We start from the raw sequence: 19,350 nt of genomic DNA, 5'->3' as shown, positions 1-19,350 counted from the left end.
AAATTACTAACCTATTCCCAATCCATAGTGGTACATCTTTGTAAAAAATAAAATACGATGATATCATCAACTCACCTCCATGCTATGGTAATACATTTTCCCATTGCATTACTTATGATTGGGTTTCTAAGCGAGTTAGTAGGGCATTTAATACGGAAGCCATTTTTTAATCAAGCAGCTTTTTATTTATTAATATTAGGTACATTTGGGACTATTGTTGCTTATCTATCAGGCGATGCTGCAGGAGAAGGAATGGAAGAGGGCACTTTAGGAAGGGCAATAGGTATGCATGAAGAGGCTGCTATTATAACAATGTGGCTCGCCATCGGAACAAGCCTGCTATATGCTGCTACAGTGTTTTTTAAGTTACAAAGTAAATGGTTCAAAGTAATTAGTGTTTTGCTGTTTGCTGCTGTAATTGGCGCTGTTAGCCGTACAGCCTATTTAGGAGGACAATTAGTCTACAAACACGGAGCTGGAGTAGAATTGGGCTTGCCTGATTTAAATAGTAATCAATAATATAGTATTAATGAGAGTTTTACTAGTAGAGGATGAATCGTCCATTTCAGGTTTCTTAAAAGAGGGACTTGAAGAGGAAGGCTTTGCTGTCGATTTAGCCGATAATGGCAGAAAAGGTCTTGAAATGGCTTTGGATTTCGTAAACGAGTATGATATCATGTTACTCGATTGGATGCTGCCGGGTGTTAGCGGTATTGAGATTTGCCGGAGTGTCCGCAAAGTAAACCAGGAGGTTCCTATTATTTTCCTAACCGCTAAAAATACAGTAGATGATACTGTTTTTGGCTTGGAGACAGGAGCCAATGATTATCTGAAAAAGCCTTTTGCTTTCGAAGAATTATTAGCGCGCATCAGAGTTCTAATGCGTAAAAAAACTGGTGAACAATCCGTTTTTAAAATTGGAGATATTCAATTGGATATTGATATACATGAAGTAACGAAATCAGGTAGACAAATCATCCTGACACAAAAGGAATTTGCACTACTCGAACTGCTGTTGCGCAACAAGGGGAAAGTATGCCGCCGTACACGCATCATGGAAAAAATATGGGATGTTCATTTTGATAAAGATACCGCCGTTATCGATGTTTTTATTAATGGCATACGAAAAAAACTGGACGATAAAAATTCAGAATCTTTTATCCAGACCATCAGAGGCGTTGGCTATAGAATTAACCAAGAGGAATGAAACTAAGTTTTAAGAAAAGAATTGCTACCTATAATTTAATTGCGATTGCTGCATTAACGGCTATCGCTTTTATCACTATTTATGGTGTAGTCTATTATACTTCCTACAAGCACCTAGATGATGATATTACTACCGAAAAAGCTGAAGTTTTTTCTAATTTAGATTGGGAAGAGGATACCATCATCATGAACAAAATGCCCGAGTGGGAAGAAGCAGAGCACAAACAGCTTGAAGTCAATCCCACTTTCATACAAATCGTCGATTTGAATGGTGAAACAGTTTTTAAATCGGCCAATTTACAAGGGAATCACTTTCTTTTTGATCCAAAAAATAAAGCAACCACCTTTTACAACGCAACGATAAATAATCAGAGAATACGGCAAGGCCAATTCCCTGTTTATAATAATGATAAAAAAATAATTGGGCAGCTTACAATCGGTGTATCACAACAGGAATCCTATAATGTTTTACACAATTTGCTGATTGTGCTGTCTGTAATCTATATTTTTATCTTATCCATTTTGTACTTCATCATGAGTTTTGTGGCTTCCAAAGCCATAGCACCAATTCATCAGTTGATTGAATCAACTGCTAAAATCAATTACTCCAACATAAATTCACGCTTACCTCTTCCCGAAAATGAGGATGAAATATACCGATTAGCCACTACTATCAATGAATTGTTGAACCGGCTGGAAAGTAGTTTCTATCAACAAAAACAATTCACCTCAGATGCATCCCACGAAATGCAGACACCACTGGCGGCAATAAAAGGGATTATCGAGGTGCTTTTAAGAAAACCCAGGACAGCCGAACGGTATGAAGAAAAAATGCGCGAAGTATTACTGCAAACCAATAGACTATCACAATTATACGACCAACTTTTGCAACTGGCCCAACTCGAATCAACAACATTGGTAACTAAAAAAGAACATTTTTTTCTGGAACCTGCAATCAAAAAAATTATCAAAAATCATGAGGCTCTTATCAAAAGTAATGCTATCCAAATACAAAACAGCGTTCCGTCAGATGCGTCAGTTTGGGCAGACCCGCTATTATTGGAAATGATTTTAGACAATTTAATTTCCAACGCTATTAAATATAATAAAATGGGCGGCGGGATTTTCCTTAGTTGGGATGCTGCAACCGGGATACTTAGTGTAAAAGACGAAGGAGTTGGAATTGATGCTGATCAACTACCACTATTATTCAACCGCTTTTTTAGGGCCGATGAATCAAGAAGCTCTCAGATTCCCGGAAATGGTTTAGGCCTATCTATTGCCAAACGCCTATGCGATGCGCTAAATATTATCCTCACAGTAAGCAGCGTGAAAGGCAAAGGAACCACTTTTCAGTTACAGTTTCCTGCCTAAATACTTTAGCTGATTTTAAGATTGAACTTAGAAAAGGAAAAGACGCCCTGTCTGACCTTTACACTATTATAAATCTTTAATCAGTTATCTTATGAAAACGCAAATCATCACCTTCGGATTACTTTTAGCAACTCTTAGTGTTGCTTCTTGCAAAAACAACGAAACCCCACCAGAACCAGTTCCTGTAACTACAGCAGCTCCTGCTCAGCCCGAGGCTACTACACATGCAGTGCCGGCTGTAGCAAAAGATTCGGTAAAGCCCGCAGAAAAATCAGAGAATGAAGCCGACGAAAAAAATGAAAAAGAGTAATCAATCCATAAACAAAAAAGAAATCATGAAAAAAAATGTAACCGTATTGGGGGGGATTGTAGCTATCCTATTTTCTTTAAGTTCTTGCAAAGAGGCTGACGAAAATAAATCAGAAATGAAAAATCCAACAGAAGCTATGGCAACCAATAAAAAGACTGTTGCTATGGGTTCAATTACAATGGCAGAAGCAAAAGAAAAAACCATCACCAACTTACAAGAGGCATTTAATGGTGAATCCAACGCAACAGCACGATATGCTGCTTTTTCCAAAAAAGCTGCCGAAGAAGGGTATAAAGAAATTGCCTTATTGTTCAAAGCTGCATCCTATGCAGAAAAAATACATGCCGGTAATCACAAAGCAGTGCTGGAAGAAATGGGTGTTACTGTAAAACCAGCAACTATTGATGTTAAAGTACTTTCTACTAAAGAAAATCTTGAGTTTGCCATCAAAGGGGAAACCTATGAAGCAACAACCATGTATCCCAACTTTCTTAAAGATGCAAATACAGCAGCAAATCAATTAGCATTGATTAGTTTAAACTATGCGTACAAAACAGAGAAAAAGCACAAAGAATTCTACGAACAAGCATTGGCCGCTTTAATCAGTAACAAGGCCAACACTTTACCCTCAACTTATTTTGTGTGTCCGACCTGTGGCAACACTTATGAAACTACAGCTCCTAAACGTTGTGGTATTTCAATGACAAGCGGCGAAAAGTTTGTTAAAATTAATTCACTTTAAACAATAGAAATCATGGACCAGACCCATATACATTTGTTAATTACACACCTACCTATTTTTGGTTCACTTTTGGGAACTTTAGTCCTGGGGTACGGCATGTGGAAAAAAAGCGATACCACTCAATTGGCATCATACTATTTGCTGGTAATTTCAGCTATAGGTGCAGCAATAGCCTATTTAACCGGCGAAGCTGCCGAAGAAACAGTGGAAAACATACAGGGGGTTTCTGAGAATATAATCGAGCAACATGCTGATTTTGCCAGTTATGCCTTGGTAGCTTTGATTATAGTAGGTGTCACGGCTTTAATAGGAATCTACCTCAATATTACAAAAAGTACTTTTGCAAGACCGGTGGCAATAGCTGCTCTGGTTTTAGCACTAATCAGCTTTGGATTGGTCGCTCGTACAGGTTACTTGGGCGGACAAATCAGGCATACCGAAATTGCATCAGGCACATCGCAAACCCAAGGAGAACAAGGAGGCGAACAGGAAGGCGATGATGATTAAAGAGTATCCTCATAATAAAAATAACGTCTTAAAAGCGATTCCATACCGAATCGCTTTTTTTTAACCAACAATAGTGTTAAATTTAAATTCAAAAACTAAAAATGATAACAATCGATAACTATTTAGACAGCCATTACATCCACAGAAGTAATTGGTTAAGAGCTGCAGTACTCGGCGCAAATGATGGGATTATATCTATTTCCAGTCTGGCTATTGGCGTTGCGGCGGCTAGTTCAACACGAGAACCTATAATTTTAGCAACAGTAGCCGGCTTAGTTGCCGGAGCTTTATCTATGGCTGCAGGCGAATACGTCTCGGTTAGTTCTCAAACCGACACGGAGAAAGCCGATATCGAACGAGAAATTGAAGAACTACGGGAAATGCCGGAGGAAGAGTTGCAAATATTAGCGCAGATCTACGAAAAAAGAGGGCTTACTAAAGAAACAGCAAAACAAGTAGCTCTTGAATTGACAGCACATGATGCATTAGGCGCTCATATTAGAGATGAATTAGGTATAAACGAAATCAGTCAGGCAAATCCAATTCAGGCAGCAGGAGCTTCAGGAGCCGCATTTACCGTTGGAGGTGTTTTACCACTGCTCGTAATTCTTTTCGCACCCGTAAAAAATATGGAATACTGGATGTATGGTTTTACCATAGTTTTTCTAATTATTCTAGGTACAATTGCTGCAAAAACAGGAGGTTCAAGCATTAAAAAAGCAATCTTACGTATTACTATTTGGGGTACAATCGCTATGGGGCTGTCTGCAACGGTAGGTTATCTTTTCGGAGTGAAAGTATAGTTGCCGCCTCTTTTATAAATAGGTAGTGATACTCTCTTAAATAATCATATAAGGTTAGATAGTCCAGGTTAGTTATAACCCGCGAATATAATTGATCTAGAACATTTTAAAATGATAAAAACTGAAAAACAAGGGCTCGTTGAATTGGCGAAAATCACAGCGCCTTTCATTATTGTTACAACGATATACACCGTTATTGTGCTTGGTCTGGAAGAATACCTTGGTGATCACATTTATAAGATATCAGGTCAAATAGGTTCTGTATTTGGTCTTGCAGTGGCATTCTTCCTTGGGTTTAGAATGAATTCTGCTTATGATAGATGGTGGGAAGCAAGAAAGATTTTTGGTGAATTAACCAATAATACCAGAAGCTTTGTCACAAAGATATATGCGTATTATGGTAATGAGAGTCATTTTAAAGAAACAGAACAAACTGATTTAAGACTCAAAGCAAAAAAAACAATCGATTTAAGCATTTTGTTTATTAGACAATTAAAAAATGAAATGCACAACAACCATAAACCAACTTTCAGTGAGGAGTCAAGCCAACTTCTTTCTGAGTTTGATATCAATCAAGAGAATAAAATTTCAAATGAGATTCTGGTCGCAATTACAAAAACCATTGAAGATAGTTTTGCTTTTACAGCGAGAATTGAAAAAGGCGATTTAATGCAACATATCAATAGGTTTTATGACATACAAGGTAAAGCAGAGAGAATAAAAAACACACCTTTTTTGATGATTTACAGTGCTTTCACAAGAATAATTGTGTATTTCTACGTTCTACTAATTCCTTTGTTTATAGGAGACATTGACTTAGGAGGAGAAAATAGTGGTTTTGAGTTTTTAGCAATACCAATTATGGTTATTATAAGTACTGTCTTTTTAACAATTAATAAACTGGCTAATTTACACGGTGAACCTTTTTCAGAGAACAAAACCTCAGTATCGATAGATGAAATTTGTAAAACAATCGAGCAAAATTGCCGTGAAATAAAAGACAAACTTTAGTAAATCAATTGAAATATTCAATTTTCATTGCATTCTTTCCCAGCGCTCCTAAAAAAAATACCGTCACAGTTATTGGTGCAATAACACGTTCACTGCGTGACTTGCATCGGACATACTCCTAGCATTGGTGAACTTCTTAAAAATAAGGTGTTTTTTTTATTTTTTTTACCAGACAGGTTATCTAAAATGTCATTGCCAGTCCTATTCCATATTTTTTGTCATTGTAAAAAGGCATGATCATACCATTAAGGTCGCTTTTCCCTTTAAACAAGTGTCGTTTTATAAATGGATGCACCCAATATGCGATTTTGGTACTCATAATTCCAATACCGGCTCCAGTCACTACATCAGTTAACCAGTGCCTGTGGTTGTACATCCTGAAAAACCCGGTTCCGGCAGCAACTGTATAGCCTGCGATTCCATACCATACCGAAGCATCCTTGTATTCCTGGTATAAAAATTCCGCACCCATAAAAGCGGTAGCAGTATGCCCCGAAGGGAAGGAGTTGTTTGAACTTCCATCAGGCCTTTCTACGTTTCCTGTATTTTTAATGATATTTACCGTTCCACCCATAATCAGGTAAGCCGTTCCCAAAATAATAGTACGATCCTTAAAATTATTTTTGCCTTTAACTCCGGCAAGATTGAGTGCATATACCGAAACAAAAGGAGCATATTGTGTAATATCATCAATGGTAAACTTTTCATCAATATGTTCCTTCAGTTCATTATTGGTCCCTGAATTAATTTCTATGAGCGTATGGCTTTCCAGGCCAATAACACCATAACCAATCAGGACAGAAGGTATAATCAGGGCTTTGTAATTGAATTTCATAGTCTTATCGGTATGTAAGCTGTCCAGCGCCTTGTCCTGTCCAAAGAGGAATGCAGTGGTCAGAAATAATAAAACAGTAAGGTTTAATCTTTCCATAAGGTTTTTTAATTTTTAGCATAACGGTAGGTCGCTATCGGGTGAATGTGAATGTATGCAATTTATTGTATTTATTTACTATAATTGAATAACTAAAACAAAACGATTTTTCAGAAAGTAAAGACAAGATAGTATGATACTTTTTGTATTAAAGGCCTTTGGACGGAATTCTTTACCGAATGTTCCTTTCATTCCAATCGGTTAGTATCTTATCATACTCGCAAAGTAAACCTGTTTAATTTTTAGTCAATTCCTTTTGAGAATGTCTGCACAACCGTTCCCATTCTAATTGCCAATCATTCCCAATGCTTGCAATACGATTTGAGGTAAAAAATATGAAAAAGGCTAAAATTAATATAAGCTGTGAACTTGATGGGCCTTAAATAATTGTTTTAGTATAAATTTGTTACTTTTACTTAGCTTAAAAAGTAACAAACCGTTGCATCGCTCGTAGGACTATTAGGAGCCAAAAAAAATGAAACATTTTAAAAAACATCTGCCTAAAATGTTTAAGTTAAAAAATCAATTGACAATAACTCAGTTTGTCTTATTAATCAGTTTGCTTAATTTTCTATTCTTTCACTTCCCTTTTTACGTCTTTGTCTTTGAGAATGTCGATTACAAAAGTTTGAACGGCATTGTTCTTATTGCAAGTTTAATCATTCTAATGCTGCTTGTAAATTCTCTTGTTTTTTACCTGGTGTTTTTTCTGTCACGCTTTGTTGGGAAGTTTTTATTGGTCTTATTCTTTAGTATCAACGCAATTGCAGTATACTTTATTAATACCTACAGCGTCATAATAGACGAAAACATGATCGGAAATGTACTCAATACCAACTATCAGGAATCAAGTAGTTTTTTTTCTATTAAATTAATCTTATACATAATTCTTTTTGGTGTTATTCCCGGCATTTATATCATTAAGGTCAAAATAATAAATGTAACTCTAAGGAGATTTATAATTACTACTTCACTTGCCCTTTTATTTATTCTAACCTTAGTTTTTGCTAATGGGAGCAACTGGTTATGGATTGATAAAAATTCGAAAACATTAGGCGGTCTTGCAATGCCCTGGTCTTATACGGTAAATTTTTCTCTTTTTTATATCCATAAACATAAAGCAAATGAAAAACAAATTTTATTACCAAATGCTACGATAAAAGATAACAGCAAATCGGTCGTAGTCTTAGTAATCGGAGAGTCAGCAAGGAGCGAAAATTTTTCTTTATATGGGTATAAAAAAAACACAAATCCACTGCTTTCCAAAACAACTAACTTATTTCATTTCAACGCTACATCCTGTGCTACTTATACCACCGCAGGTGTAAAATGCATTTTAGAACACACTAATTCGGATAAATTATATGAGATCTTACCGAATTATTTATACAGAAATAATGTCGAGGTTATTTGGCGAACCACTAATTGGGGCGAACCGCCTGTCCATATAAAAAATTATCAAACCCGGGATGCTTTAACATCAAATTGCAAAGGAGGAGGATGTAATTATGACGAAATTCTTTTGTCCGGGCTAAAAGAACAAATAGTAGCTAGTAAAAAAAATAAAATATTAGTAGTATTGCACACAAGTACAAGTCATGGTCCAACATACAACAAGAAATATCCACCTCAATTTGAGTCTTTTAAACCCGTTTGCAATAGTGTTGAATTAGGAAATTGTTCTCAAACGGAACTTATCAATGCTTATGACAATACTATTGTTTACACCGATTATATTTTATCCGAATTAATTAAAAATTTAAAGCAGTTGCCGGATTATAATAGTGCCATGATTTTTGTTTCAGACCACGGTGAATCTCTAGGTGAAAATAATTTATTCATGCATGGTTTACCTTTAAGTATTGCACCGAAAGAGCAATATGATATTCCTTTTATTGTTTGGGTATCTGACGGTTCAAAACAACTCAAACCCAATCAAACATTAACTCAGAACCATGTATTTCATAGTGTTTTAAATTTTTTAAACATACAAAGTCCTGTTTATAATGAAGAAATGAACATTTTCAAATAATATATTTCATTTAATTTGTTTATCTGAAACAGAAAAACAGGCAATATTTCAAAACTTAGCACTAAAAAATTATACAGCATTAGTTTTTAGTATAGAGTTAGATGATAACTGTCTACATTCCAGTTACCACTCCTTGCCCTCGCTCCTAAAAAAATTACCGTCACAATTATTGGTGCAATAACACTTTCACTGCGTGGCTTACGCCGGTAATTTTTTCTCCTAAGCTTCTTTACATAATGTCGCATTATGTCTCTAAAGAGACCTATAGCATTATGTAAAAAAGCCAAGCATCCCACCCGCGTGCCAGTGGCTCCAGGACACCATTTTTTGCAGCTTCCATCGCATAACCGAGGTTTATTTTTTGCACACTGTTGCTGTTTATAATGACACTATTGGAATCGAATGACGTCGTTTTTTCTTAATACTTTACAAATTTTACCATTTATAATATTATTTTGACCTAAATAAAAATTGTAATTGGGTGGTAGATTTCCAGAAGTGCCTCAATTATATTTAGTTTAATAATGCGTCCTGGAACTTTACAAATAATAAGATAAAAAGCTTTAGTTTTTTATCTTATTATCTTCTTTTTGTCTAAATAAGAAGGTTTCTGTTACTGACGCATTTTCATTGCCAATGGGATCTAAGTTCGAATCACTAATATATTTTGATTTACAATGATCTCTCCAACAAAGGCCATTATCACTTCTTCCCTGTAAAAGAGAGCCATAGCCGGCCAAACATGTACTCTTTTATTTTTCAGTATTCTTAATGTATTTATTTTGTAATAGTATAAAAATCCAACAAAATTGTAGCCTTGGATTGTATTGTTAATTTAAAAGTTAGAATATGAATGTAGATCTTATTACCAGAGATGACCTTGATAAATTCAAAAAAGAACTGTTGGAAGAAATTCGAAGATATCAGCAGTATCCCCGCAAACCGGGCCAGGAAGCGCGAGTATGGCTCAAAAGTTATGAAGTGCGCAAACTCTTAAATATTTCAGCCGGTACCCTTCAGAACCTTAGGATAAACGGCACCCTTCCCTATAATAAGATTGGCGGGCTTATGTATTATCGCTATGATGACATTCAGAAACTGATGGATGGAGCTGGTAATTCAAAATAGAATTAGCAGAAGATAGACTTAAAAACTAAGTATTTCAATTACAGTAAAAATATAAAATGGATCGTTTTTTACAAATTTAGGATCGTTTTTTACATCAATCCTTCGATATTCTTGTCATAATTTAGCATTATAAAATACTCATATAGTGATAATTAATAAATCATATTAAGCTCGTTTACTATCTCTTCAAAGGAGATGATAAAACACTGTGAGAGTTAAAATCTGCGGCATGAGAATATCAGTATCATTTAAAAACACAATAGTCTATATAATTTGTTTGCTCTATGCCTTACTGTTTGTGTATGCGGCTGTAAGTAAACTATTGGATTTTGAAAATTTCCGAACCCAACTTGGACAATCTCCTATGTTGAGTGTATATGCTGGAATCATTTCTATACTTGTACCTGGAATTGAAATTGCTATAGCACTAGCTTTACTTTACCAGCGTATTCGGTTTTGGGCCATACTTGGAGCGTTTACTTTGATGGTCATGTTTACCACATACATAATCATTATATTGAATTTTAGCTCTTTTGTTCCCTGTTCTTGTGGAGGTGTCCTGGAAAAAATGGGATGGACAGAACATTTAGTATTTAATATTTGTTTTATAATCATTGCACTTGCAGGTATATTCCTTGAAAGAGAAAATGTACACAATAAAAAGCCTAAAAAATACAACAGTCCTATTACAATTTTACTTAGTTGTTTTATTGGAGGTATTTCTGTAGTCTCTCTTTTATACTTGTTGTCTGAAAATGAAATACATAGAAATAATAGCTTTTTGAGAAGGTATCCTCCACATCCCGTAACTACAATAAAAGGATTAAACATTAAATACAACTCCTATTATATTGCAGGCGTAGATAAGGATCGTATCTATCTTGGTAATACTACAGCTCCATCCCATGTTTTTAGTATCGATACTACACTTAATAACCCGGAGACGATAAATATACAATTAGACAATAAAAATAATACTACGTTCTATGCACCTCAAATCAGAATTCACACGCCATACTTCTTTTTAGTTGACGGTAATGTACCAGCAATTTTTAAAGGAAGCATGTCAGATTGGAAAGCCAAAAAATACTGGCAGGGCAATCATACATTTTCACAGTTTGAAATTATTTTCCCCTCAAGATTTATTTTGAGTGGTCTGGATAAAACCAGAGGTCAGAATGTTATCAGTTATCTTGATTTTTCCAAGGGCATCCCTATTATAGAAACGAGTCAATTACTTGAAAAGAAGATTGACGGCGTATTTGATACCGATGGAATGCTGAGATATAATGCGAATCTCGAAAAAGTAGTATATGTATATTACTATAGAAATGAATATTTAACATCAGATACTACCCTAAAACTAAATTATAAAGGTCGCACGATCGATACGATCACACAATCATCAATTAAACTGGCATATCAGGATTCTGGCCGCATAAGAACACTGGCGAAGCGTCCAGAATTGGTACAACAACAGTCTGCAGTATCTGGAAAATACTTGTTCACAAAATCAAATAGATTGGGCAAATATGAATCTGAAGAGATGCTAAAAGATGCATCAATTATAGATGTTTACGACTTAAAAAAACAGAGTTACGAATTCAGCTTTTATCTGTATGATTATGAAGGAGAAAAAATCAAGAGTTTCAGTGTGTATGGAAATATACTAATTGGATTGAGCGATCATTATTTGGTATTATATCGTCTGCAAGCACTCAATTTCGATATAGGCAACTAAAAATATACGGGCCGGCCGTGTCAGGGGAAGATCGAAAACCTGAAAAAGAGTAGATCATAATCAAACAATAAATATCATGAGAACACAATTTTTTAAAATGGTTTTGCCAGCATTTGTATTACTGTTGGCAGTGTTTGGTGCTTTTGCATTTAAAGGTGCAGATAGTAAAGCAGTTCTCGCTCCAGAGAGCGGATGGATTAACCTGCCGGGACAGCCTTGTGCCGTTCAGGTTCAATGTAATAATGACCCAGGACCTGTATGTACAGCAATTTATCAGGGAACTTCACACCAGGCTTTTGGAAAACTAAATCCACAGGCGATGGCTTGTAATAAAGTACTCTCAAGACCTGCTAATTAATTTAAAAAAAGCGGTGTCCTTTATAGGCACCGCTTTTGTTTAATAAAGTATTTGATGAGAGTAACTCTTTTAAACATGGTTTTCATCCACTATAATAACCTGATTTACATATTGTTTCAATACAGAATCCAATAAGTATAAACCTAGTCATTCATCCAATCTTCTTTGGGTGAATTTTTCAGTTGGTAATCAAACCACTGGGTTAGTTTGAGAGTAAGATCCCTCTGGTTAACTGGATTAACAATTACATGTGGTTCATCAGGGTAGATCAGCAGTGTACTTTTCTTTTGAAGTCTCCATAAAGCTGCGAACATTTTAATAGCATAGGATGATTTTACCATTTTGTCATTGTCGCCCGTCCAGATCAAAAGCGGTGTGTTTATTCCCTTGACATTCATAATTGGAGACTCTGATAAAAATTCGTTCTCTGTAAAAGCAATTCTATTTCTGAACTGCGAATTTTCAAAACGTTCCATATTTGAGATATCAGATGAATCGATATCCAGATAGAAGCTCAATAAATCTGTAACGCCGGCACCCGCCACTGCAGTCTTGAACCTGTTAGTCTGCCCCACAATGTAGGAAGTTTCAAATCCTCCGAAAGAATGCCCTATAAGTCCCGTGTATATCATATTTATGATTATAGGAATTGTGGGTTACTTCACTATTCCAACAGTAACAGGCTGGATTATCCAGGCCGGCGGAGCTGGGAACTTTACACGCAATGTCAACCAGACAGCGATGAAAGCAGGAAATGTTACCGGAGCGGGAGCCGGTTCAGCAGCAGGAAATATTGGCGGCAGGCTGATGAGCAAATAAAACAACTAATTATTTAAGAAAATGGAATTTAAAACGCTAAGAAATATCGAAAACAGTTTCAGACAGATAAGATTGTATGCTATTGTGTTTGCCATGCTCTGCACAGCCATTGCAGGATATGCCGTATGGAGATCTTACAGTTTCGCTGAACAACAGAGACAAAAAATATATGTGCTGGACAATGGCAAATCACTCATGCTGGCACTCGCTCAGGACGCGTCTATAAACCGTCCCGTGGAAGCAAGGGAACACGTAAGGCGCTTCCATGAACTGTTCTTTACGCTAGCTCCGGATAAAAATGCTATTGAGAGCAACATGAAAAGGGCATTTAATCTTGCCGATAAAAGTGCCTATGATTATTACAAAGACCTCTCGGAAAAAGGATATTACAACCGTATCATATCGGGAAATGTACAGCAGCGTATCGAAATTGACAGCGTAGCCTGCAATTTTGAGAATTATCCGTATGCCGTGCGCACCTATGCCAAACAGTTTATCATCCGTTCGAGCAATGTGACAAAACGTAACCTTGTGACCTCCTGTTTTCTGGTTAACTCCGTCCGCTCGGACAATAACCCGCAGGGCTTTAATATCGAGAAATTTTCCGTGGTGGAAAATAAGGACATAGAAGTCATTGAACGTTAAAAATTAAGGATAATGAAACTTTTACTTCATTTAGACGCATTGGTAAAAACCCTGACCGATAAGGGATATGACGGTTCTTTCCACACTGAGGGCTGTTGCCCAGGCAAACTAAAGGATAGCATTAGCGGGTTTTTACAGACTTGGGAAAATGGTAATGATGCTCCGAGATTAGCAAATTACTTGCATTTATCCACCTACCTCGAATGGAATGGCGAAGACAGGCCAAAGGTTGAGTGCAATATGCGTGTAAGATACGAGAACGGGAAATTCGATTTAGGGGATACAGAAATGTATATAAAAAGAACAGACCGCTACGGGCAATTAATGAAGGAATCTAAACAGACAAACCTTACAGCAAGTTCGCTTCCGACGATAAAGGAGGCTATTGCCCAAGTGTCAGAAAAACCCAATGAAGAGATTGCTCCGCGAAAAAGAGGGTTTAGAATGTGATAACCCATAATCTTTAAAGTATGAAAACAATAAGAATAAATATAGACAAGTGGTTTGACAAGCAGGATAAAAGCTGGCGGGCCTTATCCTTAGACAGACAGCGAAGATATACGCTATGCCTTTTTTTAGCGTACCTGCTGCTTACCGTCGTGGTTATTTTAAAAGTGTGCTACGACATGGAAAAATCTGATAACAGGATGGTCATCGAGCATATTGACAACCCTGTCCGTAAAAAAGAAAGTCCTGCCTCCCAACTGGACACATTATCAACAAAATTAAAAGAAAAGATTTATGAAAGAAAATGAAAAAAGGGTCAGCGTTCTGGTTGAAGAAGCTGACCAATCCAGAGCATCCAATCTGCCCGATGATAAAAAGAGCAGCAAAGAACAGCTTAAAAAACCGGTAATATTCATACTTATGGGAATCGTTTTTCTCGGATGTATGTACCTGATATTTAAACCGTCTTCAGACAAGAAGGAAATCGAGAATATCGGCCTGAACGATGCCGTCCCGCAGGCCAGCGAAGCCGGCATGCAGGCCGACAAACAGAAAGCATATGAGCAGGAAATGCTGGAGCAGAAAGACCAGGAAAAACGTAATGCCCTGACCACGCTTTCCGATTACTGGAATGAGGACAGTTCATCTAAAGACAATCAGGATACACTCGCTGAGCAGGAAGATCAAAGCATGGGTTACGGTAATAATCCGGGAAGATCATCTAATCCGGCATTAAACAGTTACCGCAATTCTCAAAGTGCGCTTGGCTCCTTTTATAAGGATGACAATAATGAAACGCAAGAACTCCGCAGACAGCTTGATGAGCTGAAAGAAAAGCTGGCTGATAAAGACTTTCCCAAAAGCGTGACTGTAGATGACCAGCTGGCACTCATGGAAAAGTCCTATCAGATGGCTGCAAAATATCTTCCGACAGGTACAAATAATGGTGAAGCTTCCCCCAACAAAGGCAGTACAGCTTCTGCCAGTACGCAGAAAGAGTATTTTGTGGCATTTGCCCCTGCAGGAAAAAAAGCCGTTTCGGCTTTGTACAGAGAGCCTTCAGATAGTACTTTTTTAGCGGATTGGAGCGCAAATAAAAACAGGAATTTTTATACTCCGGGATCTGTACAGCAGACTGCACAACCCAAAAACAGTGTGAAAGCCTGCATACAGGAAACGCAGACCATTATTGGTGAAAGCGGCGTGCGCCTGCGTTTATTGGAACCTGCCCAAACCCCTAACCGCACCATCCCGCAGGGAACGCTCTTAACGGCAATCGCTAAATTTCAGGGAGGTCGTTTACAGATGAAAATTACTTCCATAGAACTCGATGGTAATATTATCCCGGTAGACATAACCATTTATGACCTTGACGGTCAGCAGGGTTTGTACGTCCCGTATTCTCCTGAAATGAATGCCCTTACTGAGATGGCTGGTAATATGAGCCAGACTTCAGGAACGAGCCTGATGCTGACCCAATCAGCAGGACAGCAGGTTGCGGCAGATTTGAGCAGAGGTGTTGTACAGGGCATTTCAGGCTATTTCTCCAAAAAAGTAAAAACGCCAAAAGTTACCCTGAAAGCTGGCTATCAGGTATTTCTTGTCTCTAAAAAATAATAATAAACTAAAATAAATTAACAATGAAAAATTATTTAAAAACCTTTTGGGCAGCTGCCCTTATGATCGGCTTTTCCGCCGCCTCTTTTGCGCAGGAAACTGCAAAAACTTCGCTTGCCCTGGGCAGGATAGAATCGTACGAAATGCAGGTTACTTACGACAAGACTTCTCATCTGATTTTCCCAAGCGCAATACGTTATGTGGATCTGGGAAGTGAGTACATAATTGCAGGAAAAGCAGAAGACGCAGAAAATGTGCTTCGCGTAAAAGCCTCGGTAAAGGACTTTGAGCCTGAAACTAATTTTTCGGTGATTACCGACGACGGCCGTTTTTACAGCTTCAACGCCTATTATAGTGCCTGCCCATCTACATTGAGTTACAACCTTCTGGCAATGCAAAAGGCGGTGGATAGATCCGCCGGACAAGATGTGCTATTTGAAGAACTGGGGAACAACTCGCCATCCCTGGCAGGTTTGATACTGGAAACGATCTATAAAAAGGATAAACGTTTTGTAAAACATATTGGGGCAAAAAGTTTCGGTATTCAGTTTATTCTCAAAGGAATTTACATCCATAACGGTAAATACTATTTCCATACCGAACTGGATAATCGCACGAATGTTCCCTTCCAGATTGAATTTATGAATTTCAAGGTGGTAGATAAGAAAATAGCCAAACGCACCGTGATACAGGAAAGACCGATGATACCGCTTCGCAGTTACAAGCCACTGGGTGTGATTGGCGGTATAGAAGTCGAAAAAAACGTATTCCTTTTGGACCAGTTTACCATTGCCGATGATAAGGTATTGCTGATTGAGATTTTTGAGAAGAACGGCGAAAGGCATCAGACGCTTCAGGTGGAAAATTCGGATTTGATAAAAGCCCGATTAATTAGCGACATGCATCTGAAGTTTTAGTAATCCATTAAGCAATAGAAAATGAAAAAGTATATCTATACAGTAATGCTCGTTTTGATGAGTATCACAATTGCACAGGCGCAACGTATGCTGCCTAAACAAAAAGGACTGGAAGTAAATTCAGGTGTATTATCCAATGACAAAATCGGCAATGATTTTTACATTAATGCGGCTATGATCGTAAATGGTAAAAACGGGAATTACCAGCTTTGGATGTTGGAATATGCACACCAATATTATCAATATAAAGACCTCCGCATTCCGCAGGAGACCTATACAGCAGAAGGCGGCTACAGTTTCTTGCTGCTGGGTGATACCCGTAAGAACATTACATTCAATGCAGCCATAACAGGTGTAGTCGGGTATGAAAGTATCAATCGAGGCGAAGAGCTTTTATTTGACGGGGCGAAAATTGTAAGTGAAGACAATTTCATTTACGGTGCTGGCGGACGGCTGTCTTTTGAAACATACCTATCTGACCGATTTGTACTAGTCCTGCAAGGGCGTACAAAAGTTTTGTGGGGTACTGACCTGAAACAGCTCCGCCCATCCGCAGGTGTGGGATTAAGATTTAATTTTTAAAACGAAAAACGATGACAGCATTTTTTAATAAGTTGAGAATAGGGTTACTGCCGGTACTCGTGGCAATCCTGCTAAGTTCTGCTACACTCTTATCCTGTGATAAGGAAGAACTGGAAATACAGCATGAGTTCCCATTTGAGGTAAAATTTATGCCCGTACCCAAGGAAATTGCCATTGGAGATACCGTAGAAATAAGGTTAACAATAGAGCCTACAGGTAATTACACAGGTACGCACTATTTTATTCGCTATTTTCAATTTGACGGACAGGGCACATTACGTTATTACAATGAACCGGCTTACCAGCCAAATGATTTATATTCGATACCAACAGAACAGTTCAGACTGTATTACACTTCAAACTCCACCGTTTCCCAGTCTTTTGAAGTGTGGATTTCAGATAACTTTGGGAATGAAAAACAATTGAGTTTTGAATTTAACAGTAGCGATTAAGAGTACAATATTAGTTTAATATAAACAGTAAAATTTAGATTTTTTTTAGCACAACCCGGAGATCATCTTCGGGTTGTTTTATTGTCAATTATTAATGGATTCTGTTAAAGAAACATTGGATAACTTCACAAACGTTACTATCTTTGGACAAAATATAGAAAACTCATTTAGTGTTTTTGCTTAGGGCTCGGTAACTGAAAACTGGTAATTTTTAAAGACCGCGAGACAAATAAGTAAGGACGCTCATGCCATTGGCGTGGGCGCTCGCTTATTCGTGGTCGGGTATACCAGTGCCTCAGTTCCGATAAGTGTAGTGGTCTGCGCCATATTTTTTATAGAACGGCGATTACGGCTACTTAACTAAGCAGGAACATATTTTCAGTTATCGACAAGTAATTTATAAAGACCTTTTATTATTACTCTGAAGTATTAATAAAGTCTTTAATCACTACATATAGGACGAAAGTCCTATGGCGACAAATTATGGGTCATTATTTTCTATAATTTGTTCAACATTAAATAAGGAATAATGGAAAAAGAGAATCAGATTACGATTGCCTTAATTGATGACCATGAAGGGCTTAGAATATCCCTTCAAAATTTTTTGGAATATAGTAATTTTAAAGTGGTGCTTCAGGCTGCTAACGGTCAGGAAGCAATCGAGGGTTTGCAGTTGCAGGAAGTACTGCCGGACATTTGTATACTTGATATCAGCATGCCTGTTATGGATGGTTACCAGACAGCCAAGCAGATGGCAGAAAGATACCCCGAGATCAAGATATTGGTTTTCAGCAGTCTTGACAATAAGAAAAGTATAATCGAAATGCTTAGGCTTGGCGTTCGGGGCTACGTACTGAAAGGTTCTGCTCCTGAAAAACTAAAAAAAGCTGTAATCAAGCTGGATCAGGGAGAGTATTATTTCAGCGAGACAATAAGTAAAACTGCCTTAACCTACTTAGCAGGAAACAGCGATTTGGCTTAATTCAGGTGCACGCTACAAATTTAATGTGAGGCACAATATATACTTTGTGACGACACTTAACTACAATCTTACGAATGATGTTAACTAATACACTGATAGACCGTACCAATAGATTTTATATCGAAATGTCCAGAAAGGTACTTTCTGAAAAGGAATATGATATACTCCAGAAACTTTTGATAGATAAAATGACACTTAAGGAGTTGGGTGACAATTACGGGGTCACCGGCGAGAGTGTCCGTAGATTATATGAAAGGACATTTGAAAAAGTGAAGTGTGTAACTGAAATGCTTGACGATATAGACCACTATAAACAGAAATTAGAGCAGTTAAAAGAGGACTTTGAATACGAAACAGGGCGGATTAAAAAAAGAAGAAGTAAAGCTGAAACCGACCTGAATAAATTGCTTTATGATACCCATTTTCCTTTCAGCAAGAGAATGTTCACTATAATCGAGGCTTTAGGGATTACTACCATAGGAGAACTTGCAAATATCCCCCTCAAGGATTTTCAGTGTTTCAGGGGATTTAAAGGGAAGTGTAAAAATGAACTGATTGCTTTTATTGAGTTTGAACACATTGAACATCTTTTTAAGGGTTTTTCTGTTTGGAAAACAGTCCCAGTTAAATAGGATAACAATTATAAAAAGCTGTCCGAAATTGCGGCGTTCTTTTGCTTCTTTTCTTTGGTCGCTTTTACGGAAAGAAAAGAAGTCCTCTAAAATAATAAAAGGGATAATGATATC

The 19,350-nt window shown here is 37.3% G+C and carries 23 protein-coding genes and 1 pseudogene; 22 read left to right on the top strand and 2 right to left on the bottom strand.

What is annotated here, in order from left to right; translation table 11 throughout:
• Window positions 1–57 precede the first annotated feature (57 nt).
• The 8 genes from HNP35_RS18845 to HNP35_RS18810 all read left to right on the top strand — a co-directional run bounded on the left by HNP35_RS18845 (window position 58) and on the right by HNP35_RS18810 (window position 5,953).
• Window positions 58–519: a DUF2231 domain-containing protein gene (locus HNP35_RS18845; RefSeq protein ID WP_184165061.1), complete on the top strand. Its 462-nt coding sequence runs from the start codon at window positions 58–60 to the stop codon at window positions 517–519.
• A 10-nt stretch (window positions 520–529) separates the two neighbouring features.
• Window positions 530–1,207 (top strand): response regulator transcription factor, encoded by a 678-nt coding sequence (locus HNP35_RS18840; RefSeq protein WP_184165064.1) that lies wholly within the window; start codon window positions 530–532, stop codon window positions 1,205–1,207.
• Entirely contained in the window at window positions 1,204–2,580 is a 1,377-nt protein-coding gene (locus HNP35_RS18835) for a sensor histidine kinase (protein WP_184165067.1), read from the top strand. Before HNP35_RS18840 ends, HNP35_RS18835 begins: the two co-directional genes overlap by 4 nt.
• Before the next feature lie 91 nt (window positions 2,581–2,671).
• Window positions 2,672–2,890 (top strand): hypothetical protein, encoded by a 219-nt coding sequence (locus tag HNP35_RS18830; RefSeq protein ID WP_184165070.1) that lies wholly within the window; start codon window positions 2,672–2,674, stop codon window positions 2,888–2,890.
• Window positions 2,877–3,632 carry a rubrerythrin family protein gene (locus HNP35_RS18825; protein ID WP_184165073.1) on the top strand — a complete coding sequence of 252 codons (756 nt, stop codon included), beginning with the start codon at window positions 2,877–2,879 and terminating at the stop codon, window positions 3,630–3,632. The genes HNP35_RS18830 and HNP35_RS18825 overlap by 14 nt, the downstream gene beginning before the upstream one ends.
• A gap of 12 nt (window positions 3,633–3,644) precedes the next feature.
• Window positions 3,645–4,139, top strand: coding sequence for a DUF2231 domain-containing protein (locus tag HNP35_RS18820; RefSeq protein ID WP_184165076.1), 495 nt, complete (start codon window positions 3,645–3,647; stop codon window positions 4,137–4,139).
• A gap of 101 nt (window positions 4,140–4,240) precedes the next feature.
• Entirely contained in the window at window positions 4,241–4,942 is a 702-nt protein-coding gene (locus HNP35_RS18815; RefSeq protein ID WP_184165079.1) for a VIT1/CCC1 transporter family protein, read from the top strand.
• 111 nt (window positions 4,943–5,053) lie between these two features.
• On the top strand, window positions 5,054–5,953 hold the full coding sequence (locus tag HNP35_RS18810) for a bestrophin family protein (RefSeq protein ID WP_184165082.1): 900 nt from the start codon (window positions 5,054–5,056) through the stop codon (window positions 5,951–5,953).
• A gap of 181 nt (window positions 5,954–6,134) precedes the next feature.
• On the opposite strand, the gene HNP35_RS18805 is transcribed toward HNP35_RS18810, so the two are convergent.
• Complete coding sequence (locus HNP35_RS18805; protein ID WP_184165085.1) at window positions 6,135–6,884, bottom strand: phosphatase PAP2 family protein; 750 nt, start codon at window positions 6,882–6,884, stop codon at window positions 6,135–6,137.
• Between the two features lie 505 nt (window positions 6,885–7,389).
• Between HNP35_RS18805 and eptA the strand changes: the two genes are divergently transcribed.
• The 4 genes from eptA (at window position 7,390) to HNP35_RS18785 (ending at window position 12,143) form a co-directional block, all read left to right on the top strand.
• Window positions 7,390–8,916 (top strand): phosphoethanolamine--lipid A transferase EptA, encoded by a 1,527-nt coding sequence (gene eptA, locus HNP35_RS18800; protein WP_184165789.1) that lies wholly within the window; start codon window positions 7,390–7,392, stop codon window positions 8,914–8,916.
• Window positions 8,917–9,765: 849 nt separating this feature from the next.
• Window positions 9,766–10,044 (top strand): helix-turn-helix domain-containing protein, encoded by a 279-nt coding sequence (locus tag HNP35_RS18795; protein WP_184165088.1) that lies wholly within the window; start codon window positions 9,766–9,768, stop codon window positions 10,042–10,044.
• Between the two features lie 229 nt (window positions 10,045–10,273).
• A complete protein-coding gene (locus HNP35_RS18790) occupies window positions 10,274–11,785 on the top strand; it encodes a DoxX family protein (RefSeq protein WP_184165091.1) in 1,512 nt (503 codons plus the stop codon).
• Between the two features lie 76 nt (window positions 11,786–11,861).
• The gene (locus tag HNP35_RS18785) at window positions 11,862–12,143 is read left to right on the top strand and encodes a DUF6520 family protein (RefSeq protein ID WP_123869462.1); all 282 of its coding nucleotides are present in this window, start codon (window positions 11,862–11,864) and stop codon (window positions 12,141–12,143) included.
• A gap of 143 nt (window positions 12,144–12,286) precedes the next feature.
• Here HNP35_RS18785 and HNP35_RS18780 read toward each other — a convergent pair whose 3' ends face one another.
• The gene (locus tag HNP35_RS18780) at window positions 12,287–12,775 is read right to left on the bottom strand and encodes an alpha/beta hydrolase family protein (RefSeq protein ID WP_184165094.1); all 489 of its coding nucleotides are present in this window, start codon (window positions 12,773–12,775) and stop codon (window positions 12,287–12,289) included.
• On the opposite strand from HNP35_RS18780, the pseudogene HNP35_RS18775 reads away from it, so the two are divergent.
• From HNP35_RS18775 to HNP35_RS18730, 10 genes and pseudogenes are all read left to right on the top strand, one after another.
• A pseudogene (locus HNP35_RS18775) lies at window positions 12,765–12,962 on the top strand (conjugative transposon protein TraJ); the annotation flags it as partial. The gene HNP35_RS18780 and the pseudogene HNP35_RS18775 overlap by 11 nt on opposite strands.
• A 21-nt stretch (window positions 12,963–12,983) precedes the next feature.
• On the top strand, window positions 12,984–13,607 hold the full coding sequence (traK, locus tag HNP35_RS18770) for a conjugative transposon protein TraK (protein ID WP_184165097.1): 624 nt from the start codon (window positions 12,984–12,986) through the stop codon (window positions 13,605–13,607).
• A gap of 12 nt (window positions 13,608–13,619) precedes the next feature.
• On the top strand, window positions 13,620–14,057 hold the full coding sequence (locus HNP35_RS18765; protein ID WP_035649978.1) for a hypothetical protein: 438 nt from the start codon (window positions 13,620–13,622) through the stop codon (window positions 14,055–14,057).
• A gap of 20 nt (window positions 14,058–14,077) precedes the next feature.
• Window positions 14,078–14,362: a nitrogen regulatory IIA protein gene (locus HNP35_RS18760; protein WP_184165099.1), complete on the top strand. Its 285-nt coding sequence runs from the start codon at window positions 14,078–14,080 to the stop codon at window positions 14,360–14,362.
• Window positions 14,349–15,671 (top strand): conjugative transposon protein TraM, encoded by a 1,323-nt coding sequence (traM, locus tag HNP35_RS18755; RefSeq protein ID WP_184165102.1) that lies wholly within the window; start codon window positions 14,349–14,351, stop codon window positions 15,669–15,671. Before HNP35_RS18760 ends, traM begins: the two co-directional genes overlap by 14 nt.
• A 23-nt stretch (window positions 15,672–15,694) precedes the next feature.
• The gene (gene traN, locus HNP35_RS18750; protein ID WP_184165105.1) at window positions 15,695–16,588 is read left to right on the top strand and encodes a conjugative transposon protein TraN; all 894 of its coding nucleotides are present in this window, start codon (window positions 15,695–15,697) and stop codon (window positions 16,586–16,588) included.
• Between the two features lie 21 nt (window positions 16,589–16,609).
• On the top strand, window positions 16,610–17,170 hold the full coding sequence (locus tag HNP35_RS18745) for a conjugal transfer protein TraO (RefSeq protein WP_184165108.1): 561 nt from the start codon (window positions 16,610–16,612) through the stop codon (window positions 17,168–17,170).
• A gap of 11 nt (window positions 17,171–17,181) precedes the next feature.
• Complete coding sequence (locus tag HNP35_RS18740) at window positions 17,182–17,622, top strand: DUF3872 domain-containing protein (protein ID WP_184165111.1); 441 nt, start codon at window positions 17,182–17,184, stop codon at window positions 17,620–17,622.
• A gap of 529 nt (window positions 17,623–18,151) precedes the next feature.
• The gene (locus tag HNP35_RS18735) at window positions 18,152–18,604 is read left to right on the top strand and encodes a response regulator (RefSeq protein ID WP_184165114.1); all 453 of its coding nucleotides are present in this window, start codon (window positions 18,152–18,154) and stop codon (window positions 18,602–18,604) included.
• Window positions 18,605–18,678: 74 nt separating this feature from the next.
• Window positions 18,679–19,236 carry a sigma factor-like helix-turn-helix DNA-binding protein gene (locus HNP35_RS18730; protein WP_084157329.1) on the top strand — a complete coding sequence of 186 codons (558 nt, stop codon included), beginning with the start codon at window positions 18,679–18,681 and terminating at the stop codon, window positions 19,234–19,236.
• The last annotated feature ends 114 nt before the right edge of the window (window positions 19,237–19,350 follow it).

The sequence above is a fragment of the Flavobacterium notoginsengisoli genome (genome assembly GCF_014207905.1).
Classification (GTDB): domain Bacteria; phylum Bacteroidota; class Bacteroidia; order Flavobacteriales; family Flavobacteriaceae; genus Flavobacterium; species Flavobacterium notoginsengisoli_A.
Note: the sequence above shows the minus strand (reverse complement) of the source record. Positions and strands in the feature narration are given on the sequence as shown.